The 24459-nt window shown below is 74.1% G+C and carries 19 protein-coding genes; 10 read left to right on the forward strand and 9 right to left on the reverse strand.

What is annotated here, in order from left to right:
- Nucleotides 1-116 precede the first annotated feature (116 nt).
- Both ACP6CK_RS24760 and ACP6CK_RS24765 read left to right on the forward strand, forming a co-directional pair.
- Entirely contained in the window at nucleotides 117-1442 is a 1326-nt protein-coding gene (locus ACP6CK_RS24760; protein WP_426955995.1) for a putative DNA modification/repair radical SAM protein, read from the forward strand.
- On the forward strand, nucleotides 1435-3165 hold the full coding sequence (locus ACP6CK_RS24765) for a UdgX family uracil-DNA binding protein (protein WP_426955996.1): 1731 nt from the start codon (nucleotides 1435-1437) through the stop codon (nucleotides 3163-3165). The genes ACP6CK_RS24760 and ACP6CK_RS24765 overlap by 8 nt, the downstream gene beginning before the upstream one ends.
- Here the strand turns inward: ACP6CK_RS24765 and ACP6CK_RS24770 are convergent.
- The 4 genes from ACP6CK_RS24770 to ACP6CK_RS24785 form a co-directional block, all read right to left on the reverse strand.
- Nucleotides 3162-4070: an oxygenase MpaB family protein gene (locus tag ACP6CK_RS24770; protein WP_426955997.1), complete on the reverse strand. Its 909-nt coding sequence runs from the start codon at nucleotides 4068-4070 to the stop codon at nucleotides 3162-3164. The two genes, ACP6CK_RS24765 and ACP6CK_RS24770, sit on opposite strands and share 4 nt — an antisense overlap.
- Before the next feature lie 65 nt (nucleotides 4071-4135).
- On the reverse strand, nucleotides 4136-5362 hold the full coding sequence (locus tag ACP6CK_RS24775; RefSeq protein WP_426955998.1) for a cupin domain-containing protein: 1227 nt from the start codon (nucleotides 5360-5362) through the stop codon (nucleotides 4136-4138).
- On the reverse strand, nucleotides 5359-6330 hold the full coding sequence (locus tag ACP6CK_RS24780; RefSeq protein WP_426955999.1) for an OmpA family protein: 972 nt from the start codon (nucleotides 6328-6330) through the stop codon (nucleotides 5359-5361). The genes ACP6CK_RS24775 and ACP6CK_RS24780 overlap by 4 nt, the downstream gene beginning before the upstream one ends.
- A gap of 14 nt (nucleotides 6331-6344) precedes the next feature.
- A complete protein-coding gene (locus tag ACP6CK_RS24785) occupies nucleotides 6345-7577 on the reverse strand; it encodes a cupin domain-containing protein (RefSeq protein WP_426956000.1) in 1233 nt (410 codons plus the stop codon).
- 172 nt (nucleotides 7578-7749) lie between these two features.
- Between ACP6CK_RS24785 and ACP6CK_RS24790 the strand changes: the two genes are divergently transcribed.
- The 5 genes from ACP6CK_RS24790 to ACP6CK_RS24810 all read left to right on the forward strand — a co-directional run bounded on the left by ACP6CK_RS24790 (nucleotide 7750) and on the right by ACP6CK_RS24810 (nucleotide 17840).
- Nucleotides 7750-12450, forward strand: a complete 4701-nt coding sequence (locus ACP6CK_RS24790) for an NAD-glutamate dehydrogenase (protein WP_426956001.1) — start codon at nucleotides 7750-7752, stop codon at nucleotides 12448-12450.
- Between the two features lie 166 nt (nucleotides 12451-12616).
- Complete coding sequence (locus tag ACP6CK_RS24795; RefSeq protein WP_426956002.1) at nucleotides 12617-13873, forward strand: MFS transporter; 1257 nt, start codon at nucleotides 12617-12619, stop codon at nucleotides 13871-13873.
- Nucleotides 13874-13959: 86 nt separating this feature from the next.
- Nucleotides 13960-14940 (forward strand): TAXI family TRAP transporter solute-binding subunit, encoded by a 981-nt coding sequence (locus ACP6CK_RS24800; RefSeq protein WP_426956003.1) that lies wholly within the window; start codon nucleotides 13960-13962, stop codon nucleotides 14938-14940.
- Nucleotides 14941-14988: 48 nt separating this feature from the next.
- Nucleotides 14989-17037, forward strand: a complete 2049-nt coding sequence (locus ACP6CK_RS24805) for a TRAP transporter permease (protein ID WP_426956004.1) — start codon at nucleotides 14989-14991, stop codon at nucleotides 17035-17037.
- Between the two features lie 122 nt (nucleotides 17038-17159).
- Nucleotides 17160-17840 carry a YjbF family lipoprotein gene (locus ACP6CK_RS24810; protein ID WP_426956005.1) on the forward strand — a complete coding sequence of 227 codons (681 nt, stop codon included), beginning with the start codon at nucleotides 17160-17162 and terminating at the stop codon, nucleotides 17838-17840.
- On the opposite strand, the gene ACP6CK_RS24815 is transcribed toward ACP6CK_RS24810, so the two are convergent.
- The 5 genes from ACP6CK_RS24815 to ACP6CK_RS24835 are packed head-to-tail and all read right to left on the reverse strand — an operon-like array spanning nucleotide 17821 to nucleotide 22149.
- A complete protein-coding gene (locus ACP6CK_RS24815; protein WP_426956006.1) occupies nucleotides 17821-18888 on the reverse strand; it encodes a glycosyltransferase family 4 protein in 1068 nt (355 codons plus the stop codon). The two genes, ACP6CK_RS24810 and ACP6CK_RS24815, sit on opposite strands and share 20 nt — an antisense overlap.
- Entirely contained in the window at nucleotides 18885-19634 is a 750-nt protein-coding gene (locus ACP6CK_RS24820; RefSeq protein ID WP_426956007.1) for an FkbM family methyltransferase, read from the reverse strand. Before ACP6CK_RS24820 ends, ACP6CK_RS24815 begins: the two co-directional genes overlap by 4 nt.
- Nucleotides 19631-20461 carry a VOC family protein gene (locus ACP6CK_RS24825; protein WP_426956008.1) on the reverse strand — a complete coding sequence of 277 codons (831 nt, stop codon included), beginning with the start codon at nucleotides 20459-20461 and terminating at the stop codon, nucleotides 19631-19633. The genes ACP6CK_RS24820 and ACP6CK_RS24825 overlap by 4 nt, the downstream gene beginning before the upstream one ends.
- 4 nt (nucleotides 20462-20465) lie before the next feature.
- A complete protein-coding gene (locus ACP6CK_RS24830; RefSeq protein ID WP_426956009.1) occupies nucleotides 20466-21137 on the reverse strand; it encodes a glutathione S-transferase in 672 nt (223 codons plus the stop codon).
- Nucleotides 21130-22149 carry an NAD(P)/FAD-dependent oxidoreductase gene (locus tag ACP6CK_RS24835; RefSeq protein WP_426956010.1) on the reverse strand — a complete coding sequence of 340 codons (1020 nt, stop codon included), beginning with the start codon at nucleotides 22147-22149 and terminating at the stop codon, nucleotides 21130-21132. Before ACP6CK_RS24835 ends, ACP6CK_RS24830 begins: the two co-directional genes overlap by 8 nt.
- Nucleotides 22150-22256: 107 nt before the next feature.
- Here ACP6CK_RS24835 and tsaE point away from each other — a divergent pair, with 107 nt between their 5' ends.
- From tsaE to ACP6CK_RS24850, 3 genes are read left to right on the forward strand one after another with little or no spacing between them, the layout of a single operon-like run.
- Nucleotides 22257-22730 (forward strand): tRNA (adenosine(37)-N6)-threonylcarbamoyltransferase complex ATPase subunit type 1 TsaE, encoded by a 474-nt coding sequence (gene tsaE / locus ACP6CK_RS24840; RefSeq protein WP_426956011.1) that lies wholly within the window; start codon nucleotides 22257-22259, stop codon nucleotides 22728-22730.
- The gene (locus ACP6CK_RS24845; RefSeq protein WP_426956012.1) at nucleotides 22727-23737 is read left to right on the forward strand and encodes an aminoglycoside phosphotransferase family protein; all 1011 of its coding nucleotides are present in this window, start codon (nucleotides 22727-22729) and stop codon (nucleotides 23735-23737) included. The genes tsaE and ACP6CK_RS24845 overlap by 4 nt, the downstream gene beginning before the upstream one ends.
- Nucleotides 23734-24459: a nucleotidyltransferase family protein gene (locus tag ACP6CK_RS24850; protein ID WP_426956013.1), complete on the forward strand. Its 726-nt coding sequence runs from the start codon at nucleotides 23734-23736 to the stop codon at nucleotides 24457-24459. The genes ACP6CK_RS24845 and ACP6CK_RS24850 overlap by 4 nt, the downstream gene beginning before the upstream one ends.

Consider the following 24459-nt stretch of genomic DNA (forward strand, 5'->3'; position numbering starts at 1 on the left):
CCGCCCGCTTGGCCGAAAGCGGCTGAAAGCGCTCTCTTCCGGGCTTGAGTTCGGTCTTTGTTCTTGTCCTTTCCGGCCCCCGGCGCCATATCGAGGCCCCAACGGGAAGGGCGCCCATGGACCTCCGCCGCAAGCTCGAAATCCTGGCGGATGCCGCGAAATACGATGCCTCCTGCGCCTCCTCCGGCACCGAGAAGCGGGACAGCCGCGACGGCGGACTCGGCAGCACGGAGGGCATGGGCATCTGCCACGCCTACGCGCCGGATGGCCGCTGCATCTCCCTGCTGAAGGTGCTGCTGACGAATGCCTGCGTGTTCGACTGCGCCTATTGCATCAACCGCGCCAGCTCCAACGTCCCGCGCGCCCGCTTCACCGTGCGGGAAATCGTGGACCTCACCCTCGACTTCTACCGCCGCAACTACATCGAGGGGCTGTTCCTCTCCTCCGGCATCATCCGCTCTCCCGACTACACGATGGAGCAACTCGTCCGCGTCGCGCGGGAGCTACGGGAGACGCACGGTTTCCGCGGCTATATCCACCTCAAAACCATCCCGGACGCCGCGCCGGAATTGCTGGCCGAGGCGGGGCGGCACGCCGACCGCCTCTCGATCAACGTGGAACTGCCCCAACCCGCCTCCCTGAAGGCTCTGGCGCCGGAGAAGGACGAGGGCGCGATCCGCCTCGCCATGGCCGGCCTCCGCACCCGCATCGAGGCGGCGAAGGAGGCCCGGAAGGACGCCGAGATCACCCGCGTCGCGATGTCCGGCGGTCCCCGCGCGGCCGCGCCCCGCTTCGCCCCCGCGGGCCAGTCCACCCAGATGATCGTCGGCGCCGATGCCTCGACGGACGCGACCATCCTCGGGACCTCTGCCAACCTCTATGGTTCCTACCGCCTGAAGCGCGTCTACTTCTCCGCCTACTCCCCCATCCCCGATGCCCCCTCCGTCCTCCCGCCCTCCGCGCCGCCGCTGGTGCGGGAGCACCGGCTCTACCAGGCCGACTGGCTCATGCGCTTCTACGGCTTCTCCACGTCCGAGATCGTCGCGGGCGGGGAGGGCGGGATGCTCGACCTGGAGGTGGACCCGAAGCTCGCCTGGGCGCTGAAGCACCGCGCGATCTTCCCGCTGGACCTCAACCGCGCCGACCGGGAGCTGCTGCTCCGCGTTCCCGGCCTCGGCGCGAAGACGGTGGACCGGATCATCTCCTCCCGCCGCGTGCGGGCGGTGCGGATGGCGGACCTCGCCCGGCTGCGCGTGCCGCTCCGCAAGCTGGCGCCCTTCGTCACCGCCCCGGACCACCGCCCGCGCCTCGGCCTGCTGGACCGCGCCGACCTGCGCGGGCTGCTGGTGCCGCGGGACGGGCTGGCGGACCGGGCGGGTATCCTGCCGGCCGGCCTCGTCGCGCGCCCGGCCCAGCTTTCCCTCTTCGCCGCCCATGCCTGACGCCGCCCGGCTTCCCTACGCCGTCACCCTCGCCGCCCCCGACGACTTCGAGGGCTGGCGCGACGCCGCCCGCGCCCTGGTCATGGCCGAGATCCCGCCGGAGGCCGTGACCTGGATCGTGGAGGGCGACCCCGTTCCCCTCCTGGCCGGCGGCCCGCCCCCTGTGCCGCCCTCGGACGCTGCGCCGCCCCGCGTGCCCCGCGCCTTCCCGGACCTGGCACAGCAGGTGATCCGCCACCGCGACCCCGCCCGCTTCGCGCTGCTGCACGGGCTGCTGCACCGGCTCCAGGCCGAGCGCGCACTGTTGGAGGTCGCCACCGACCCCGCCGTGGCGCGCGCGGAGGCCATGGCCCGCGCCATCCGCCGCGACGCCCACAAGATGCACGCCTTCGTCCGCTTCCGGGAGGTTCCGGTGGATTCGGAGGGCGCCCTCTCCGCCCCGCTGCGCGAGGCGATCCGGGTCGCGGTCCCCAGCACGCCGGCCCCGGCGCGCAACGCTCGAACGGTGGCCCTGGCCCTCCGCAACCTCGGCCCCCTCGGGGACGACCTGCTGGCAGAACCCACCGCGACGCCCGCCGCCGAACCCCCGCGGCCGGCCCCTGTCGAGCCACCGGACGCCGCCTCCCGCTTCGTCGCCTGGTACGAGCCCGACCACCACATTCTCCGCGCCGAGGCCGGTTTCTTCGCCCGCCGCTTCGCCGCCCTCCGCTGGTCCATCCTGACGCCGGAGCTTTCCGCCCACTGGGACGGGGTGGAGGTGCGATTCGGCCCCGGCGCCCGCCGCGCGGACGCCCCCGCCGAGGACGCGGCCGAGGCCCTCTGGCGCACCTATTTCGGCGCCATCTTCAACCCCGCCCGCCTGAAGCCCGAGGCGATGCGCGCGGAGATGCCGAAGAAGTTCTGGCGCAACCTGCCCGAGGCCCGCGACATCCCCCGCCTGATCGAGGAGGCTCCGCGCCGTGTCGCCGAGATGGTCGCCCGCGGTGCCACGCCCCCCGCAGAGCGCCGCCAGCGAGCCGTCCACCTGCCCGCCCATCTCCGCGGCGCGCAGCCCGACCGGCCGGCGAGCGTTGACCCCGCAGCCATGCCCAGCGCCGACCTTTTGTCCGAAAGCGACTACGCCGAGGCCCAGGCCGCGCTCCGCCGCGACCTGCTGGCCCGCAACGACCTGCCGCCCTGGGTCGCCAACGCCACCCAGCCCGTGATGGGCGAGGGCCCGCAACACCCCCTCCTGATGTTCATCGGCGAGCAGCCCGGCGACGAGGAGGACATCCAGGGCCGCCCCTTCGTCGGCCCCGCCGGCCGCCTCTGGAACAAGGCGCTGGAGGAGGCGGGCGTGACCCGCGCCGAGGCCTACGTCACGAACTCGGTGAAGCACTTCAAGTTCACGCCCACGGGCAAGCGCCGCCTGCACCAGTCGCCCGATGCGGGCGACATCACGTTCTATCGCCCCTTCCTCCAGCGGGAGATCGCGCTGGTGCAGCCCCGCCTGATCGTGACGCTCGGCGCCACCGCGCTGCGCGCGGTCTCCGGCCGGGCCATGCCGGTGACGAAGCTGCGCGGCTCCCTGCTGCGGGACCCGGAGGGCCACCCCTTCTACCCCACCGTCCACCCCTCCTACCTTCTCCGCCTGCCCGATCCGGCGGCGAAGGCGCGGGAATACGACCGCTTCGTCGAGGATCTGGGCCAGGCGGCCGCGACGGCGCGGACACTGCCGGTCTAGCGGCGAAGCGCGTCGGCCGGCAGCCCCAGCCGCCGCCGGGCCTGCTCCGCCGGGCTGCCTGGCCAGGGCAGGCGGTCGGCGGTGCGGCCCATCCAGCGGACCAGCGGCGCTTCCCAGGATCGCAGCCCGTGCGCCGGCGTCAGGCCCAGCCGGTCCCGCACCCAGCCCGGCGTCATCTCTACCGCCGCCCGGACCAGCAGCCGCTGCACCGGGCGAAGCGGCGCGGGCAGGGCCGGCGTGCGGCGCATGATCTCCAGGAACTCGAACAGGATCGGCGAGGGCTCCAGACGGTCCCGCATGGATTCGAGCAGTGCCTCCCACGCCGCCGCAGAGGCCGGGGCGCCGAGCGCGCCGTAGAGCCGCGCTGCCGGCACGGCCTCCGCGAAGAGGCCCGACATCTCCTCGGCGGAGAGCGCGCGGACGAAGCGGCGATAGGCCGTGCCGAAGCCGAAGGTGGCAGTGGCCTGGACCCAGTTCAGCAGCTCCACGTCATTGGCCCGGTACGTCGCGCCGTCGGGCGTCCGGCCAGAGACGCGCTCATGCCCGCGGACCACGCCCGCGATCATCCCCTCCGCGACGCTCCGCGCCCCATAGACCGTCACCATGGCCGCGAGCCCCGTGCGCCGGAGCCGCAGCAGCGGATCGCGGCGGAAGGAGGAGTGCTCCCAGACCCCGGTGCGGACGCGCGGCTCCGCGAGTTCGAGGATCACCGCCGCGATCCCGCCGACGAAGAGCGCCACCGGGTTACGGAAGACGCGCCAGGACAGGGAGTCCGGCGCCACGAGCGCTGGCTCGCCGGCCGGCCGGGAGAAATCGACCGACGGCACGCCCGGCCCTGTCAGCAACGCCTGGGCCTGCTCGTCCAACCGGCGGAGGAGGAGGCCTGGCAGCGTGATCGCGGGCATGCCGGGGAAGATGGGGAGTGCGGGGCCGGTCTGCACGCTTCCGGCCGGGGACTGGCCGCCGGGTCTCAGCGTCCCTGATGGCGATCCGGCGGCAGCGCCTCGGGAGCCGTCTCCAGGACGCCGAGCCGGTGCAGCCGCGCGGCCAGGGCCTCGGCGCCCAGCGCGGCGGGGGCGACGCCCTCGTCTATGGCCTGCAGCCAGCCGACCTCTTCCGGCGAGAGCCGCTCCTCCACGCCTGCCGCCCGCAGCACCGCGGCACCATCCGGCGTGGCCAGGAGGTGGTGGTGGACCGCCTCGGCCAGGCGCACCGGGCGGGTCGGGTCCAGGGCGGCCGGCATCAGCCCGCGGGCCGGCAGGGTCAGGCGCAGGTCGGCCAGGTGGTTCAACAGCGCCGCGTTCAGCCGCGCCACCGCCTCCGGCTCCATCAGGCGGGGAACGAGGCCGCCGATCAGCCCCGCCAGCGCCTCGGGATCGTCCAGGCGCCAGGTCGGGCAGGCCGCGCGGAAGGCGGGGTCCTCCAGCTCGGCCACGTCGAGCGCCATGCGCAGCGCCTCGGCCATGGAGGGCTCGAGGAAGCCGATCGTCGCGTGCAGGGACGGCTCCTCGCCCAGCGCCGTCGCGTCGTGCATGACGCCGCGCGGGACGTAGAGCGCATCGCCCGGACCCATCTCGACCTCCGTGGGCGCCCCTTCCGGCACGGCCTGGTTGCGCCAGGGGGTGCGGCGCGTGGGATGCTCGAAGGGCGTGCCGTTCCAGAGGCGCCAGCGCTTCCGGCCGGAGACCTGGAGCACGAGCACGTCATGCGTGTCGAAATGTGGGCGGAAGCCCTGGGCTCCGCCGGCGATGCCGCCGGGCGTCAGGTAGATGTTGCTCTGCACCGCGTGCAGGAAGGCGCGCTCCAGACCGCGGCAGAAGGCGGCCAGCGGCGGGTGATGCTCGTGGAACTGGGACACGACAAGGGTCGCGCCGTCATCGAACAGCGCGTGCAGCCGCGCCGGCTCGATGCGGCCGTCGTCGCGGGCGAAAGCGTCCTCCGGCACCGCGGCGGAGCCCTGGCGGCGGCTGTCCGCCATGGTCACGCGCGGCAGGCGCGCCGCGTCGGTGGCGAGGAAGGCGTCGAGGTCCGGGATGCCCAGCAGGGGGACGAAGCGGTCCGCACGGTCGGCCGGGAAGTGGCGCCACGCCGTCCCCTCCCGAAGGGCGAAGACCGCCTCGGCATCCAGCCCCGCGAAGCCGAGGGCGAGGGACCGCTCCGCGAGGGAGGGCGGCGCCCCGCCGGGCTCGTCCCTCATCCCCGCGTCGTTCCGCCGGGCTCGGCGGGCGCGTCGGCGGGGTCGGCAGGGCGCGGATCGGCCGGCATGGGGGCCGAGGGCGGCGGCTCGGCCGGGGTGACGGGCCGCGGCTCGGGCCGGGCCGGCGGCAGGGCGGCCGGCGCGTCCGCGGGCGGCGTCACGCTCCGCGGCTCCGGCTGCGCCGGCGGGAGGGGCGCGGGGACCACGGCCGGCGGTGCCGGCGGAGTGATTGCCGGCGCGGCGGGTGGGGCAGGGGCGCGCGGCGCCTCGGCGGGTGGGCTGGGCGGCGGCACGGGCACGGGCGGCGGTTCCACCCGCTGCGGCTCCGGTGTTGGGCGCACGGCGGGCGGGGCAGCCGGGGTAGCCGGGGGTGGCGCCGGCACGGCGGGTGGCTCGGTCCGGGGCGGCTCCGTGCGGGGCGCCTCCGGCGCGGGCGGCGTCGCGGTCGGGGGGATGACGTGCGGCTCAGCCGGCGTCGGGCGCGGGCCGCGCTCGGGCACCGGGGCGGCCGCCGGCATGATGACGATGGAGACGCTGCGCGCCACGGCGTTTCCGGTGGTCCGGCTGAACCCGGCCACGCGCGCCTCGGACCGCAGCCGGGTGGCAGGGATGCCGGCCCGCTGCAGCGCCTGGTTGACCGACCGCGCCCGGCGGGCCGCGAGCTGGACGCTCGTCTGCTGCCCGCCCTCCCGCCGCGCATGGCCGAGGATGCAGGCGTTGCGATCGGGCTCGTTCTTCAGCAGGTCGATCGCGGTGGCCAGCCCGTTGCGGGCCGCGTCCGTCAGGCGGTCGCTGCCGGCGCCGAAGGGCACCTCGAAGACATCGTCCTGCAATTCCTCCGCGCCGATGCAGGAGAAGGCGGGCCGGGGCGTCGGCGCTGGCGCCGGGCGTTGCTGCGCGAGCGCCGGGGTGGCCAGGAGGAGCGCGGCGAAGGCCGCGGTGGTCCGCAGGGTCATGCGCAGGGTCATGCAATGAGGTTCCGTCATGCCGCGGCGAGGGCCCCGGCTTCGGTCAGGCGGGCGAGAAGGGCGTCGGCGTCGACCGCCGGGTGGGCGGCGCGCAGGGCCGCCGGATCGACCTCGCGGCGGGAGAGGAGCCAGCCGGCCGCCTCCGCCTCGGGCGGGGAGAGGGCGGTGGTCCCGGCCCCCGTCTTGAGCACCCATTCCGATCCGCGGCGGACCGGCTTCAGCCCGGGCGAGAGCACGCGGAAGGAGGGCGCCTCCCCGTCGCCGGCGGGGGCGGCCTCGGCGGCCCGCTCCGCTTCCAGCCCGCGCCAGGCGAGGAGCTGCACGCCGCCGCGGCTGTAGCGCGCGTCGGCGACGTGGCGGGCCAGGACCTGGAGAACCTGCGGGTCGCGCGCCAGTTCCGCGATCCGCTGGCCGAGCTGGGCGGCGCGGGTGGTGAGGGCGAACTGGGCCGCCGGCGTGCCGTCCTGCCGCGGCAGGGGCTGGCGGAAGATCGGCTCCTGCAGCGCCCGCTCCGCGAGCATGTTCGCGAGGTCGAGGCCGATCGGCGCGTTCACGCCGTAGGCGACGTGGACGGAGGTCGCGCCCTCCGCCAGCGCGTCGTGGTACCAGCCGCGCGGAAGGTAGAGCAGGTCGCCCGCCTTCAGGAGCACCTTCTCCCGCAGCGTGCCGCGCGCCCGGTCGTGATGCGCCTGGCCGAGGTTGCGGAAGGCCGGGTGGGGGATCGGGTAGTCGGCACGGCCCGACCAGATGTTCCAGGTCTTCTCCCCCTCCACCTGCACGGCCCAGACGTCATGCGTGTCGAAGTGGGTGGGGAAGGCCTTGTGAGCCTGGAAGGAGATGTAGACGTTCGCCTGGGCGCGGCCGAAGCCGTTCTCCTCCAGGCATTCCGACACGCTTGCGAGGCCGGGGGTGAGGCTGTCCACGTCGTTCAGCACGACGGAGGCGCCCTTCGCGACCCATTCCTTCAGCTTCCGCGCGTCCGGCTGGAGCACCGGCGTGTTGTCACGGGAGGTCGCGCGGGTGCAGTAGGCCTCGGCCGGGACGGGCTGCGCGTCCATCTGCATTTTCAGCGACTGGGAGGACCAGATGTGCGTCTGGTCCAGCAGCCGGTCGATCACCCGCCAGGACAGCACGGAGGCGAACTTCCCCGCCCCGCCCTTGATGTGCAGGGGTTGCTTGTCGTGGAACTCCGCGAGGAACCGCGCGGGGTCCATCGGGGCGAGCAGCTCGGCGAGGGTGAAGGCCATGGTGGGCCCAGGTTAGCCGGAACGGGGCAGGGCGCCAGGGGCCGGGCGGCCGCGATCCGAGACGGGGGCTTGAACGCGGCGTGACGGTTCTCCGCCGCGCTTGCGCCGGGCGCCGCCGGGGCCGAACCTGCGCCCCGACGGCCGGGATTCCGGCCGCGGGAGGTCGATCGCCATGCCGGATGACGTGACCCCGCCGCCCCGAGGGGCTGCCGAGGCGGAGGGTGCCAGCGGGCTGCGCGCCGAGATGCTGCGGGAGGGTGAGGCCGCGCTGACCCGGCTGGCGCCGTCCCTGCCGCCGCCGGCCGCGGCGATCCTGCGGGCGCTCGGCGCTTCCGTTCCCCTCGACGAGCTGGCTGGCCAGCCGGCCGAGGCGCTGGCGGCCGAGGCCGCCTCGCTCTACGGCCTGGCGGAGACCCGGCGGAAGGGTGAGGCGCGGCTCCGCCTGACCCCGCCCGAGGGCGGGCGCGGCGCCGGGGCGGTGGCCGAGATCGTCACGGACGACATGCCCTTCCTGGTGGACAGCGCCCTGGCCGCGCTGACCCTGTCCGGCCGCACGGTGCGCCGCCTGCTGCACCCGATCCTCGGGGTGACGCGGGACGGGTCGGGGCGGCTGACCGCGGCCGGTCCGGCCAAGCCGGGCGGGCCGAACGAGAGCATGATGCGGATCGAGATCGCGCCGGGCGCCGCCCGCCGCCTCGGCGCCGGCGCGCCGCCGGTGGAGGACTGGCCCGGCGTGGAGGCCGCGCTCGCCCGCGCCATGGCGGAGGTGCGGATGGCGGTCGCCGACCATCCGGCCATGCTCGCCCGGCTGAAGGCGGCGGAGGGCGAGGTGGCCGCGGCGCCGGAGGGCGAGGAGACGGCGGCCTTCCTGCGCTGGCTGGCCGAGGACAACTTCGTCCTGCTCGGCCACCGGCTCATCCACCTGCCGCCGGGCGGCGGGGCGATGGTGGCGGAGGACGGGCTCGGGCTGCTGCGGGACGAGTCCGTGCCGGTGTTCGACGCGCTGCGCGACCTCTCGGCCGTGCCGGAGCGGGTTCGGGCGTCGCTCGCCCAGCCGGTGGCGCTGAACGTGGCGAAGGCGAACACCCGCGTGCGTGTCCACCGCCCCAGCCATGCGGACGTGGTCGCCACCCGCATCTTCGGGGCGGGCGGGCAGGTGGTCGGCATCCGGCTCTTCATGGGACTCTTCGCCGCCACGGCCTACAACCGCAACCCGCGCTCGATCCCCTGGCTGGGGTCGAAGGTCAGGCGGATCCTGACGGCCTTCGGCGCCGCGCCGGACAGCCATGACGGCCGCGCCTTCCAGTCCATCCTGGACACCTGGCCGCGCGACGAGCTGTTCCAGGCCGATGAGTCCGAGATCCTCACGGGCGCCCGCCGGGCGCTGGACCTCGCCATCCGACCGCGCCCGGCCCTGGCGCTGCGGCGCGATCCCTTCGGCCGCTTCGTCTCCGCCATCGCGTGGCTGCCGCGGGAAGGCTTCGACACCCGTCTGCGGGAGCGGGTGGGCCGGCTGCTGGCCGCCGCCCTGGAGGGGCGGCTCTCGGCCTTCTACATCGCGCTCGGCGATGCCCCGCTCGCCCGCGTGCACTACGTCATCGGCACCGACCCCGCCCGCCCCGCGCGGGTGGACGAGGCGGTGCTGGAGGCGGCGATCGCCCGCGCGGCGCGCGGCTTCTCCGAATCGCTGACCGACGCCCTGGCCGAGGAGGCCGGGGAGGCGGAGGGCGCGCGCCTGTCCGCGCGCTGGTCCGACGCTTTCCCCGCCGCCTACACCGAGGCGCTGACCCCCGATCAGGGCGTGGCGGACCTGCGCCTGGCGGAGGCGGCGCTGGCCGCGGGCCGGCCCGTGGCGACGGTCTCCCGCACGCCCGGGGACGGGCCGCGGCGCCTGACGCTGCGGCTGGCGAATCCCGGTGGGCCGCTGCCCCTGGCGGACGCGCTGCCGCTGTTCGAGAGCCTCGACCTCCGCGCGATCGAGGAGCAGCCCTACCGCCTGACCCCGGCCGGGGCAGAGCCGGTGGTGCTGCACCTCTTCGGCCTGGAGGCCGGGGTGGAGGTGCCGGAGGACCGCTTCGACGAGATCCTGGACGCGCTGACCGCGCTGCTGGAGGGCAAGGCGGAGGCGGACGGCTTCAACCGGCTGAGCCTGCGCGCCGGCATCACGTGGCGGGAGGCCTGGCTGCTGCGGGCGGTGTTCCGCTGGTGCAAGCAGGTGGGCTTCGCCTTCTCCCAGCAGGCGGTGGAGGGCGCGCTGGCCGCGAACCCCGATGCCGCGCGGCTGCTGGTGGACCTGTTCAACGCGCGCTTCGACCCGGATGCCGCGGACCGTGAGGCGCGCATCGCGGCGGCGGATGCCGGCTGGGCGAAGCTCATCGACGGCGTGGCCGATCCCGATACGGACCGCATCCTCGGGCGGATGCGCACCGCGCTGGATGCGGTGCTGCGGACGAACTACTTCCAGGGCAAGGACTACCTCTCCATCAAGCTGGAGAGCGCGCGGGCCGGCGACATGCCGGACCCGCGGCCCTGGCGGGAGATCTTCGTCTCCGCCATGCACATGGAGGGCTGCCATCTCCGCGCCGGGCCGGTGGCGCGCGGCGGCATCCGCTGGTCCGACCGGCGGGAGGATTTCCGCACGGAGATCCTCGGGCTGATGAAGGCGCAGCGGCTGAAGAACGTCATCATCGTGCCGACGGGCGCGAAGGGCGGCTTCATCCTGAAGGGGGTCGTCCCGCCGCCCTCCGAGCGGGAGGCGTTCCAGGCGGCCGGCGTCGCGGCTTACAAGACCCTCGTCCGCGCGATGCTCGACGTGACCGACAACTACGCCGCCGACGGGAGCGTGGTGCCGCCGGAGCGCGTCGTGCGGCTGGACGGCGACGACCCCTATATCGTCGCCGCGGCGGACAAGGGCACCGCCACCTTCTCCGACATCGCGAACGCGCTCTCGGCCGAGTACGGCTACTGGCTCGGCGATGCCTTCGCGTCGGGCGGGTCGGCGGGCTACGACCACAAGGGCATGGGCATCACGGCCAAGGGCGCCTGGGTGATGGTGGCGCGCCACTTCGGCGAACTTGGCCGCGACATCCAGGCGGAGCCCTTCACTTGCGTCGGCGTCGGCGACATGTCGGGCGACGTCTTCGGCAACGGGCTGCTCATCTCCCGCCAGACGCGGCTCGTCGCCGCCTTCGACCACCGTCACATCTTCCTCGACCCCGATCCGAATCCGGCGACCTCCTTCGACGAGCGCGCGCGGCTCTTCGCGCTGCCCCGCTCATCGTGGGCAGATTATGATGCGCGGCTGATCAGCGAAGGCGGCGGCGTCTTCCCACGCAACGCGAAGACGATCCCGCTCTCGCCGCAGGCGCAGGCGCGGCTCGGGCTGATGAAGGATCGTGCGGAGCCCGCGGAGGTGATGCGCGCCATCCTGAAGGCCGAGGTGGACCTGCTCTACTTCGGCGGCATCGGGACCTATGTGAAGGCGAGCACGGAGAGCCAGGCGGAGGCGGGCGACCGCGCGAATGATGCGCTCCGCATCGACGGCCGCGACATCCGCGCGAAGGTGGTGGGGGAGGGCGCGAATCTCGGCGTCACCCAGGCCGGCCGCATCGAGGCGGCCCGCAGCGGCGTGGCGATCAACACGGACGCGCTGGACAATTCCGCGGGCGTCAGCACCTCCGACCACGAGGTGAACATCAAGATCCTCCTGGCCGCGGCGGAGCGCGGCGGGCGGATGACGCGGCGCCAGCGCGACGACCTGCTGGAGGAGATGACGGACGAGGTCGGGCGGCTGGTCCTGGCCGACAACGCCGCGCAGTTCGTCGCCGTCTCCATGGAGCGCGCCGCGGGTGCGGAGGCGCTGCCCGCCCAGGCCGCGCTGATGCTGCGGTTGGAGGCGGCGGGGTTGCTCGACCGCGCGGTGCTCGGCCTGCCCTCCGCCACGGAGATGGCGGAGCGCATCGGAGAGGGCGACGCGCTCACCCGGCCGGAGATCGCGGCGCTGCTGCCCGTCGCGAAGCTCTGGCTGACGGATGCGCTGGAGGACGGGACCCTGGTGGACGACCCGGCGCTGCTGCCGCTGCTCGCCGCCTATTTCCCGCATCCTCTTCAGGAGCGCTTCCCCGACCTGATCGCGTCCCACCGGCTGCGGCGAAACCTGATCGCGACGATCCTGGCGAACGAGGCCGCCAACCGCCTCGGCCCCGCCGGACTCGCGCGGCTGGCGACCGACAGCGAGCCGGAGACGGTGGTCCGTGCCGCGTATCTCGCAGAGGATCTCTTCGACATCGGGGAGGCCGCGGCGGCCCTGGATGGTGCCGCTCTTCCGCCCGCGGCCCGGCGCGACGCGCTGCTCGCCTTGCGGCGCCTGCACGAGGCGGCGGCGCGGGAACTCGTGACGGACGGCACGGCGCCGCTGCAGGAGGCCGCCGCCACGCTCCGGCCCGGGGTGGCCGCGCTCGTCGCCGAACTGCCGCCGCCCGATGGGAGCCTCCTGCCCGAGGCGGCGGCGCGCCTGGTGGCGGGGGCGGATTCACTGCACGCCGCGATCGGCATCGTGCGGCTGGCGGCCGGCGCCGGCGTCGCGCCCGCGGCCGCCGCCGAGGCGTGGGGCTCGGCGGGGCGCGGCTTCGGCCTGGACGCGCTGCGCGCCGCCGCCCTGGCCGCGCCGGCGCCCGGTGCCTTCGGCCCGCGAGCCCGCGCCGCGCTGCTGGACGACCTCGGGGCGCTCCAGGCCCGACTGGCCCGGGCGGCGCTGGCCGGCACGGCGCCGCAGCCCTCGGCCGAATCCCTGCGCCTGGCGCGCGAGGCCGCGGCCCAGTCGGACCTTGCGGCGGTCTCCGTCGCTCTGCGCGCCCTGGCTCGCGCGGCTTGAACGACCTGTTGCGCCGCCCTCCCCGGACCGCGTCCGCCGGGATTCCGATATTCCCGGACTGCCCCTCTGACCGATGCGGGGGTCCGGGGGGCCTCAGGCTCCCCGGCGGAGGGTCCGGGAGGCGGCGCCTCCCGGGGCCGCCCGAGCCACGGCAGGATCGATACGCGTGAATCGTCGGGAGTTTTCCTGGGCCCTGTATGACTGGGCGAACAGTGCCTTCCCGACCGTCGTGACGACCTTCGTCATCGCGACCTGGTTCACCCGGGCTGTCGCGCCGGACCCCGTGGCGGGGCAGGCGATGTGGGGGTGGATGCAGACGCTGGCGGGGGTGGCCATCGCGCTGCTCTCCCCGGTGCTGGGAGCGGTGGCGGATGCCGGGGGGCGGCGACGGTCGATGCTGGCGATCTGCACCCTGGCGGCGGCGGGGGCAACGGCAGCGATCTGGTTCGCGCAGCCGTCGCCGGGCTGGGCGGTCTTCGTCCTCGCCTGCGTCGGTCTCGGCACCATCGCCTTCGAGGTCGGGACAGTCTTCTACAACGCGATGCTGCCGACGGTGACGACGTCGGAGCGGATGGGGCGGATCTCCGGGCTGGCCTGGGGGCTGGGCTATGCGGGCGGGCTGGCCTGCCTGCTGCTGTGCCTGTTCCTGCTGATCCGGCCGGACCCACCTTTCTTCGGGCTGGACAGGGCGGCGGGGGAGCCGATCCGGGCGACGGCGGTGCTGGTCGGGCTATGGATGCTCGTCTTCGGATGGCCGGTGCTGGTGATGCTGCGCGACCCGCCGCGGCCGCAAGGCCAGCCGCGCCCGGGCTGGGGGGAGGCGGCGCGGGGCGGGCTGCAGGAGATCTGGTCGGTGCTGCGCGGCCTGCCGGCGCGGCCGAACATGCTGCGGTTCCTGGTCGCCCGGCTGTTCTACACGGACGGGCTGAACACGCTCTTCGCCTTCGGCGCCATCTTCGCCGCCGGCGTCCACGGGCTGAGCTTCGAGGAGGTGCTGTATTTCGGCATCGCCATGAACGTCTCGGCCGGGTTGGGCGCAGCGGGGTTCGGGCTGATCGAGGACCGGCTGGGATCGCGGCGCACGGTGCTGGTCGCGCTGTGGTGCCTCGTGGTGCTGGGGATCGGGCTGGTGATGGTGACCTCGGCGACGGTGTTCTGGGCGCTGGCGCTGCTGCTCGGGCTGTTCTTCGGGCCGGCGCAGGCGGCGTCCCGCACGCTGATGGCGCGGATCGCCCCGCCCGAGGAGGTGACGGCACATTTCGGCCTGTTCGCGCTGTCGGGACGCGTGACGGGCTTCATCGGCCCGGCGGTGCTGGCGGGCGTGACCGCGGCCACGGACAGCCAGCGCGCGGGCATGGCGACGGTCGTGGTCTTCATGGCAGCGGGCGCGCTGCTGCTGGCCGGGGTGCGGGAGCGGGGCTGACGTCCCAAATCCGGCGACCCTTCCGAACAAGTGAGGCGCCGGTCTATGCTGCCAGACCAGGGAAGAACGAATCCAAGGAGCCCAGAATGCGGGATCTATCTCGCCGTGGCCTGATGGTCGCCGGTGCCGGCCTCACGCTCGCGGCGCCGCGGCTGGTGCGGGCCCAGGGGGCGCAGCAACTGGCGATCGCGACGGGAACCACGGGCGGCGTGTACTACCCGCTGGGCGGCGGCCTCGCGAACATGCTGTCGCGGCAGATCCCGGGGATGTCGGCCACGGTCGAGGTGACGGGCGGCTCCGTCGCGAACCTTCAGCTCCTCGGCGCGAACCGCGTCGGGCTGATCTTCACCCAGGTGGATGCAGCGGTGGACGCGGTCCGCGGGAATGACCGCTTCCGCGGCCGGCCCGTGCCGGTGCGCGCGATCGCCGTGATCTACACCAACCGGATGCAGGCGGTGACCGTGGCCTCCACCGGCGTCCACTCCATCCCGGAGATGCGGGGCAAGCGCGTGTCCACCGGCGCGCCGGGTTCGGCGACGGAGGTGATGGCGCTCCGCCTGATCGAGGCGGCCGGGCTGGACCCGCAGCGGGACTTCCGCGCGCGGGAGAGGCTGAGCCCGGCGGAGTCCACCAACGCCATCAAGGACGGCAAGCTGGACGCGTATTTCTTCGTCTCGGGCATCCCGACCAGCGCGATCACCGACCTCGGCGCGACGCCGGGCGTGCAGATCGTGATGATCGACCACGACACCTACACGCCGCGGATCGTGGAGAAGTACGGCCCCGTCTACTTCAACGAGGTGATCCCCGCCGGCACCTATCCGGGGCAGCGCACCGACAACAAGCAGATGTCGGTCGCGAACATCCTCGCGGTGCGGGAAGACATGCCGGCCGAGATGGTCACCCGCCTGCTGCGCGTGACCTGGGACGGGCGGGAGGACCTGGCCCGCACCCACTCCGAGGCGCGCAACTTCACGCTGGAGGGCCAAAAGACCGCCGCGGCGGGCGTGCCCTGGCATCCGGCGGCGGAGGCCTTCTGGGCCGCTGCCGGCGCGCGGCTGGCCTGATCCGGTGCGGGGTGGCGGTGCGGCTGACCTGATCCGGCGCGCCCGGCCATGAGCGCCAGCACGCCGCAGGACGGGCCGCCCGGCGCTGCCCCGCCGCTGCCCTCCTCTCTGCCGCCGGAGGTGGACCCGTCCTCCCTCGACGCCGCGACGGCGGCGAAGGTCGAGGCGCTGATCGAGGAGGAGGAGGGCGCGCAGCACCGCTTCCGCGGCGTGCTGGCGGCCGTCGGCACGGGCATCGCCGTGGTGATGAGCCTGTTCCACCTCTATGCCGCGTGGGACATCGTGCCCACGACCACGCTGCGCTTCCTGCATGTGGGCTTCGCGCTGGTTCTCGGCTTCTATCTGTTCCCGGTGCACAAGCGCTTCCGGCACCGCTTCATGCCGTGGGACGCGCTGCTGATCGCGGCGGGGGTGTTCGTCACCTACTACCTCATCGCCGGCGGCGACGACCTGCAGGACCGGACGATCTTCCCGGAGACGATGGACCTCGTCGTCGGCTGGGCGCTGATCCTGCTGGTGCTGGAGGTGACGCGGCGCACCACGGGATGGGTGATGCCGGTCGTGGCGATCCTGTTCATGCTCTACGCCTATTTCGGCAATCACCTGCCGCCGCCTTGGGCGCATCGCGGCTATGATTCGGAACGGCTGATCCCGCATATCTCGATCGGGCTGGACGGGATCTTCGGGACGGCGGTGGACGTGTCCGCCACGCTGATCATCCTGTTCACGATCTACGGGGCGATCCTGCAGCTCTCGGGCGCCGGGAAATTCTTCGTGGACTTCTCCTTCTCGCTGACGGGCGGGAAGGCGACCTCGGCGGGGCGGACGGTGGTGCTCTCCTCCTTCCTGCTGGGCGGGCCCTCGGGCTCGGGCGTCGCGACCACCGTCACCATGGGCACGGTCGCGTGGCCGATGATGAAGCGGGTGGGCTACCGCCCGGCGGATGCGGGCGGGCTGCTGGCGGCAGGGGGGCTGGGCGCGATCATCTCGCCGCCCGTGCTGGGGGCCGCGGCCTTCCTGATCTCGGAATACCTGAAGATCGGGTACCTCGAAGTGCTGAAGATGGCGGCGATCCCGACGCTGCTCTATTACGCGTCCCTGCTGTTTATGGTAGAACTGGACCAGCGCCGGATCGGCGCGGCGGGGGCTGCCGTGGAGGTTCCCACGGCGACGCCGGCCTGGGAGCTGGTGCGGCGCTACGGGTTCCACTTCTCCTCGCTGATCGCGATCATCGTCTTCATGGTGCTGGGCTACTCCTCCACGCTCGCGGTGCTCTACGCGATGGGGGTGGCGGTCGTGCTGTCCTTCATCCGGCGGGAGACGGCGCTCGGGCCGTCTCGGCTGACGCAGGCGCTGGCCTCGGGCGCGGTGCAGTCTGTCGGGATCGCCGCGACCTGTGCCTGTGCCGGGATCATCGTGGGCGTGATCACGCTGACAGGGCTCGGGCTGAAGTTCTCCGACATCGCGATCGATCTGGCGGGCGGCAGCCTGCTCGGGACGGCGCTGGTGACGGCGCTGATCGTGTGGATCGTGGGTTTGGCGGTGCCGGTGACGGCCAGTTACATCATCTGCGCGGTGGTGGCCGCGCCGGCGCTGACGAAGCTCGGCGTGCCGGACTACGCGGCGCATATGTTCGTCTTCTACTACGCGGTATTGAGCGAGGTTTCGCCGCCCACCGCGCTGTCGCCCTTCGCCGCGGCGGCGATCACGGGGGCGGGGCCGTATGCGACGACGCTGCAAGCCTGGAAGTACACGCTGCCGGCCTTTGTGCTGCCCTTCGTCTTCGTCACCGATCCGGAGGGGGTGGGGCTGCTGCTCAACCTGACCGCGTCCATGACGTGGCTGGACGTGGCGTGGCAGATCATCCTCGCGACGCTCGGGCTGGCGGCGCTGGCGGCGGCCTGCCAGGGCTACTTCCTGCGGCGGCTGTCCGTCGCCGAGCGGGTGGGGTTCACGCTGGCCGGGCTGCTGCTGGTCTTCCCGGCGCTGCTGGAAGGGCTGGTCCCCTGGATGCCGGCGCCGCACTGGGTTGGCCTGGCGCTTGCTGCCGTGCTCCTGGTTTGGCAGGCCAAGGGACCAGCCCTGAGCCGGACCTGACGCTGGACGAGGGCTCCATGTCCATTCGCGCCGATGATCGCGGGGTCCGGGGGCCCCGCTGGGCCCCCGGTGGTGGGGTCTGGGGAGGCCAGGCCTCCCCAGGTCAACCGTTCAGGAAGCCGATGCCCCGCGTCCTTCCCCTCCTGCTCGCCCTGCTCCTCCCGGCCTGCGAGAGCACGACGGGAGAGGATCTCGTCCTCGGCGCGGAGAACCTGCTGCGGGCGAGCGTCTTCCTGCCGCCGCGGCTGAGCGACGGACGACCCGCGCCGCTCTCCGCGCCCGACAGTGACCTTCCGGAGGCGGCGGAGACGGCGCCGCAGGGCCCGGCGATCCTCCTCGCCTATGGGAGCCAGCGGAAGGTCGCGACGCTGCTCCAGGGCACGGGGGAGCAGCGGATGTGGCGGTCCGACGACGGGACGGTGGTGGCGACGGACGGGGCGCGGGTGGTGGCGACGGCGGGGCTGGCGACCTCCATCGCGGCCACGCGGCTGGACGGGCCGGACCCGCTGAACGATCCCCTGTCGCTCCTGAACCAGCCGGCCGTGGCGCGGCGGGTGGTGGACCTGATGCCGTCCAGCCGCGATCCCGCGCGGATGCGCTTCGGCCTGTCGCTGGAGTGCCGGATGCGCGCCGTGCCGATCGAGGGCGCGATCCTGGTGGAGGAGCGCTGCGGCGGCGGCGCCCGCTTCACCAACCGCTACTGGGCCGATCCGTCCAACGGGGCGATCTTCCGGTCCGAACAGTGGGTCGGGATCACCGACCGGCCGATGGTGATCGAGGTGCTCAGCCCGCCCGCCAGCTGAGTCCGGCGCGCCGGACGCGGGCCGCGACATAGGCGAGCCAGAGAAGCTGCAGGAGCAGTGGCGGCACCACGACCAGTGGCTTCACCCGCGGCGGCAGGGCCGGGAAGATCAGCGCGAGGGCGGCCTGGAAGAGCACGAAGCCGCCATGCACCGCCGCCACCATGTGCACGCCCATGCCGGAGCGCTGGGCGAGCTGGTAGAGGTGGGTGCGGTGCGGCGTGCTCGGCCGTTCGCCCATCAGGACGCGGCGCACGAGGGTGAAGCCCGTGTCGAACAGGTGCGCGAAGAGCAGCAGCGGCACGATCAGGAAGGAGATCTGCGCCGTGTCGAAGCGGGCGCAGGCCACCGCCAGCACGGCCAGCATGAAGCCGAGGAACTGGCTGCCCACGTCTCCCATGAAGATGCGGGCGGGGTGCAGGTTGAAGGGCAGGAACCCCGCCAGCCCCGCGACGAGGAAGAGGGCGGCGGCGTAGACGAACCAGGCGCCCTGCTCCGCCGCGATGGCGCAGAGGGCGGCGCAGGCGACGAGCAGGGACCCCGCGACCAGCCCGTCCATCCCGTCCATGAAGTTCACGGCGTTGGTGCAGGCGACGATCCAGAAAAGCGTCAACAGCGGCCCGGCAAGGCCGAGGTCTACGACGCCGATCCAGGGCAGGGCGAGGCGCGTGACCACCAGGCCGCTCGCCATCGCGACGAGGGCCGCGCCGCACTGCGCGGCCAGCTTGTAGACGAAGCGGAAGTCCCGGATGTCGTCGACCAGGGCAACGGCGGCGATGGCGACGGCGGCCAGGATGGTGCCGATGAACTCGGCCTCCGCGATGCGGGCATAGCGGGCGGTGCCGAAGAGGACGACCATGCCCGCCACGAAGGCCGCGACGATCCCGACGCCGCCGCCCTTCGGCGTGGGCCGGGTATGGGCGGTGGCGGCGCGGCGGGTGGGGTCGTCCAGGATCGGCCAGGCGATCATCAGCCGCACAAGGGTGGCCGAGAAGGCGGCGAGCAGGCCCGCGAAGGCGAGGTGCTGCGAGAAGGCGATGGCGCGCGTCACGGGGTGATCCGGGCGGGGTCCAGGCTGGCGTAGACGTCGCCGGAATTCGCCTTATGGGGCAGGGCGGCGATCCAGTCCCGCATCGCGTCGGCTCCGGCCGGGGCGGGCAGGGCCAGCCGCATGCTCTCCCCGAGGCAGGCGTTGAAGCGGTAGGGGGCGAGCGCCGCGAGCCGGTCCAGGCAGGCGAAGGCGACGTCCCGCTGGATGGTGGTGAACTCGAAGGAGAGCGCGCGGGGCGAATGTGTGAGGCCGGCCAGGGCCTCGGCCTCGAAGCCCTCCACGTCCAGCTTGATGAAGTCCGGGGGGCCGTGGGCGGCGGACAGCATGTCCAAAGTGGTCACGGGCCGGGCGATCGCCGCGTCCCAGTCCTGCCCCTCCCAGCCCGCGGCGCCGGCGGCCGCGGCGACGAAGGCGGCGGAGGCGGTGGCGACCGTGGGGTTGCGCGTGTTCAGACGCAGCGTCGCTTCCCCCGGCGCGGCGCCGACGAGGGCGGGGACGAGCGCGACGCCGGGATCGCGGCCGAAGAGGAGGCGCAGCAGCCGTAGCAGCCGGGGCTGGGGCTCCACCGCTACGGCGCGGGCGCCGAGGCGGCGAAAGCTGGCGGTGCGGTCCCCGACATGGGCGCCCACGTCGAAGCCGAGCTCCCCGGGGCCGAGGAAGCGGGCGGTGAAGGTGTCCAGCGCCGCAGCGCGGCCTGGCGCGTAGTAGGTGCGGAGCGAGGCGCCGATCGCCTTCGCCGTGGTCACGGGGTGAAGACCAGGGCGCAGCCGCCGGCGGCCTCGGGCGGGACCATCAGGCCGGCCGGCGTCTCCGTGGCCGAGGGCAGGGCGGCGCGGGTCCGCGCCATGTCGGCGCTGGCGAGCACCATGCCGGCCACCATGGGCAGGGCGGGCGGGGTCACGCCCGGCAGGAGCGCGTCCAAGGAATCGGGCGGCAGGATGCGGACCCGTGCCTCGCCGGGCAGGGGCAGGGCGAAGCCGCCCGCCGGGTCCGGCTCCAGGGCGAGGCCGGAAAGGCGGGAGAGGCGTGCGGCGCTCTCCGCCGGCCGGTCGGAGACGAGGATGGCGGCCCGCAGCGCCGTGACGGCGTTCGGGTGGTCGAGCCAGCGGTCCTGCCAGAGCAGCTCCGGCGTCAGGTGGCGGACGAGCTGAACCCGGCCCTCCGGCGCGTCGGGCAGCGGCAGCCGCTCGAAGCGCGCGACCGGCCCGTCCGGCGCGTCCACGGGGCGGGAGAGCGGGGCGATGCCGGGGATGTCCAGCCCGGCGCGGCGCAGCCGGGCGAGGTTGCCCTCGGAATCCTCCATCCCCAAGGCCAGGATGTGGGCGCCCGCGAAGCGGTCGAGCATCGCGCCCAGTCCGTTGTCGGGCAGGGCGGGATCGAGGATCGCCAGCAGCTCGATATAGCCCTGGCGCAGCATGGCGCAGCGGTTGCCGGTGCCCAGGGGCTCGCCCGGGCGGCGGGACTGGCGGGCAACCGGGGTCAGCGCGAAGCCCAGCCGCTCATACGCGGCCCAGAGCGCCGGTCCGTCCCGCGTGCAGACGCCGATGTGGTCGAGGCCGGTCGCGCTGGTCATGGGACTAAGTCGCCGGACCCGCCTCGTAATGGGGCAGGCGCCAGGCCTCCGGCTCGGCGGCGGCCTCGTCGTACCAGCGGGCGACCAACGGGTGGGCGCGCAACGCGTCCACGTAGCCCTCGCTGCGGGCGGAGATCTCGGGACGGTGGGTGATGAAGCGCGACACGACCGGCGCGTACATGATGTCCGCCACGCCCATCGCCGCGCCGTGCAGGAAGGGGCCGCCGGTCGCGTCCAGCGCCTGGGCCCAGACGGCCTCGATGCGCGCGATGTCCGCCAGCGCCTCCGGCGTGCGCCCGCGCCCCGGGAAGTCGCCGCCAAGGTTCATGGGCATGGCCGAGCGCAGGCCGCGGAAGCCGCCATGCATCTCGGTGGCGATGCTGCGCAGCGTCGCGCGCAGCGCGCGGTCCGCTGGCCAGAGGGAGGGCTGGATCTCCGCGCAGTACTCGGCGATCGCGAGGCTCTCCCAGACCTTCGCGCCGCGGTGCTCGAGATAGGGCACGAAGCCCGCGGGCGTCGCTGCCTTGACCGCCGCAGTGCTCCCACCGGCCAGCGGGATCACCACCTCCTTCACGTCCAGCCCGGCGAGGTGCACGGCCAGCCAGCCGCGCAGCGACCAAGAGGAGTAGCGCTTCGTCCCGATGAAGAGCGTGCCGTCGGCGCCGGGCTCAGCCATGCGCGGGAACTCCCTTGGAGGTGGAGTACTCGAAGTGCAGGGCCTCCCCCGGATGGACGCGGGGGTGGATGGCGTGGGCGGCCATCGCGGCCTCGGAGAAGCCCTGGAGGATGAGCTTCAGCTTGCCGGGATAGGTGGCGACGTCGCCGATGGCGAAGATCCCGGGGCGGGAGGTCTCGCAGGTGGCGGGCGTGACCCCGATGTGGTGGCGGTCCATCCCGAGGCCCCATTCCGCGATCGGGCCGAGTTCCATGGACAGGCCGAAGAAGGCGAGGAGGTGGTCCGCCTCCACGTCCCGCTCCTCGCCCTTCAGGGTGGCGAGGGTGACGTGGGAGAGGGTGCTGCCGTCGCCGCGCAGGCCATGGAGCTGGTAAGGGATCGCCATCTCGATCTCCCCGCGCACGGCGGCCGCTTCCATCTGCGCGACGGATTCCGGCGCGGCGCGGAACTTCGGGCGGCGGTGGACCATCACGACCTTCGCCGCGATCTCCTTCAGGGACAGCGCCCAGTCGACCGCGGAATCGCCGCCGCCGGCGATCACCACGCGCTTGCCCCGGAAATCCTCCCGCCGGGCGACCATGTAGCGGACGGCGCCGGAGCGCTCGTAGCGCTCCAGGTCGTCCAGCGGCGGGCGGTTCGGGCCGAAGGCGCCGGCGCCGGCGGCGATGATGACCGCCTTGGCGCGGATGCTGTCGCCCTCGCTCGTGCCGAGGTCGAAGTGGCCGTCCTCCTCGAAGAGCCGCTCGACCTTGCGGCCCAGCAGGTAGGTCGGGGTGAAGGGCTGCGCCTGCTCCTGGAGCTGGGCGATGAGGTCGGCGCCGTTGACGCGGGGATGGGCCGGGATGTCGAAGATCGGCTTCTCCGGATAGAGGGCCGCGCACTGGCCGCCGATCGCCTCCAGCGCGTCCACCACCACGCAGCGCATCCGCAGCATCCCGCACTCGAACACGGCGAAGAGGCCGACGGGGCCGGCCCCGATGATGGCGACGTCCGTCTCGATATGCGCGGTCATCCGGCGTTCCGCTCCTGACTTGGGCGGGGGTGATACAGCGGGGGCGGGGGAGGGGGAAGGCGACGGCTTGCCCCGCACCCGCCCGGGCGGGCAGATTGCCCCCGCTCATGACCCCCCCGATCACCCTGACCCTGCCCGACGAGGCGGCGACCCACGCGCTTGCGGCGCGGGCGGCCGGGCTGGCGCGGCCGGGCGACGCGATCCTGCTGGAGGGGCCGCTGGGCGCCGGGAAATCCGCCTTCGCGCGGGCCTTCCTGCGGGCGGCGGCCGGCGATCCGGGGCTGGAGGTGCCGTCCCCGACCTTCACCCTCGTCCAATCCTACGATCTGCCGGGGCGGACGGCGCATCACCTCGACCTCTACCGGCTGGACGGGCCGGGCGGGCTGGTGGAACTCGGCTGGGACGATCTGCGAGAGGGAATCCTGTTGGTGGAGTGGCCTGACCGCCTGGGCGAGTGGGCGCCGGCGGATGCGCTGCGGCTGCGGCTGACGCCGGCCGGGGACGCTGATGCGCGGGACGCCGCGCTGTCGGGCTGGGACGCCCCCCGGCTCGCCGCCCTGGCCGCGGCGGTGGCGGTATGAGCGCGGCCGACGCCTTTCTCTCGGCGAACGGCTACCGCGAGGCGGCCCGGGCGCCGCTGCCGGGCGATGCCGGGCACCGGCGCTACGTCCGGCTGACCGGCGGCCCGCGCCCCGCGATCCTGATGGACGGGTCGGAGGCCGCCTCGGTCGGGCTGCCCTCGGCCGCGGCGGACCTGCTCGCCTTCCTGCGGGTGGACGCGCATCTCCGCTCGCTCGGCCTCTCGGCACCGGAGGTGATCGCGGCCGACGTGCCCGGCGGCCTGCTGCTGCTGGAGGATCTGGGCGACGACACCCATGCCGCGCTGCTGGACCGGGGCGCGGAGCCCCTGCCGCTCTACCTCGCGGCGATGGAGGCCCTGGCCGTGATCCACGAGGCCGCGCCGCCCGCGGGCCTGCCGCCCTGGGACGGTGCGACGATGGCCCGGGCCGCGGCCGCGACCTTCCTGGAGTGGTGGTGGCCCGCCGCCCTCGGCGCACCGCCGACGGAGCCGCAGCGGGAGGGGTTCCACGCCGCCCTCCGCGCCATGCTCCAGCCCTTCGAGGGCGCGGGCGGCTTCGTCCACCGCGACTTCTTCCCGGCCAACCTGATGCGGTTGGGCCGCCCCGGCCCGGCGGCCACGGGGCTGCTGGACTTCCAGGACGCCGCGGTGGGCCACCCCGCCTATGACGTGGTGAGCCTGCTGCAGGACGCCCGGCGCGACGTGCCGGAGGCGGTGCAGGAGGCGGCGCTGGCCCGCTACCTCGCGCTGCGGCCGGGGGTGGACCCGGACGCCTTCGCCGCGGCCATGGCCGCCATGGCGGCGCAACGGCACCTGCGCGTCGCCGCCCTCTGGGTGCGGTTGCAGCGGCGGGACGGGAAGCCGAGCTACCTCATCCACGGCCCGCGCTGCTGGCGCCTGCTGGACCGGGCGCTGGCCCATCCCGCGGCCGCGCCGCTCGCCGCCTTTCTGGACGCGGAGGTGCCGCAGCGCCTCCGCGCGAACCCTCTGATGGAATCTGCCGCATGATCACCCTCTCGCGCGGCATGGTGCTGGCGGCCGGGCTCGGCACGCGGATGCGGCCGCTGACCGACACCACGCCGAAGCCGCTGCTGACGCTGCGCGGCCGGTCGCTGCTGGACCACGCGCTGGACCGGCTGGCCGAGGCCGGCGTGGGGGAGGCTGTGGTGAACGCGCACCACCTCGCGCCGCAGATCGTGGCGGCCTGCGCGGATCGCCGGGCGCCCCGCTGCACGGTGCTGGTGGAGGACACGCTGCTGGAGACCGGCGGCGGCCTCCGCAACGCCCTGCCGCATCTCGGGGACACGCCCTTCGCCGTGGTGAACGGGGATGCCTACTGGCTGGACGGTCCCACCCCCGCCCTGCGCCGCCTCGCGGCCGCCTTCGACCCGGAGACGATGGACTCGCTCCTCCTCCTCGTCCGCAGCGCGCTGGTGGAGGGCGACGTCGGGCTGGGGGACTTCCTGCTCGATCCGCTGGGACGCGTGCGGCGGCCGAAGGAGCGGGAGATCGCGCCCTACACCTACACCGGCGTGCAGATCATGCACCCCCGCCTGCTGGACGGGACGCGGCCCGGCCGATTCGGCCTGATGGGCCCTTGGCTGCGCGCCATCGAGGCGGGACGCCTCTACGGGCTGGTGCATGACGGCGCTTGGTTCCACCTGTCCCGGCCCGAGGACCTGCCCCGGTCCGAACGAATGCTGGACTCCGGGCTGGTGAAAATGTTCTAG

Origin of the sequence: Muricoccus radiodurans (assembly GCF_050154705.1) — a bacterium.
Lineage (GTDB): Bacteria > Pseudomonadota > Alphaproteobacteria > Acetobacterales > Acetobacteraceae > Roseomonas > Roseomonas radiodurans.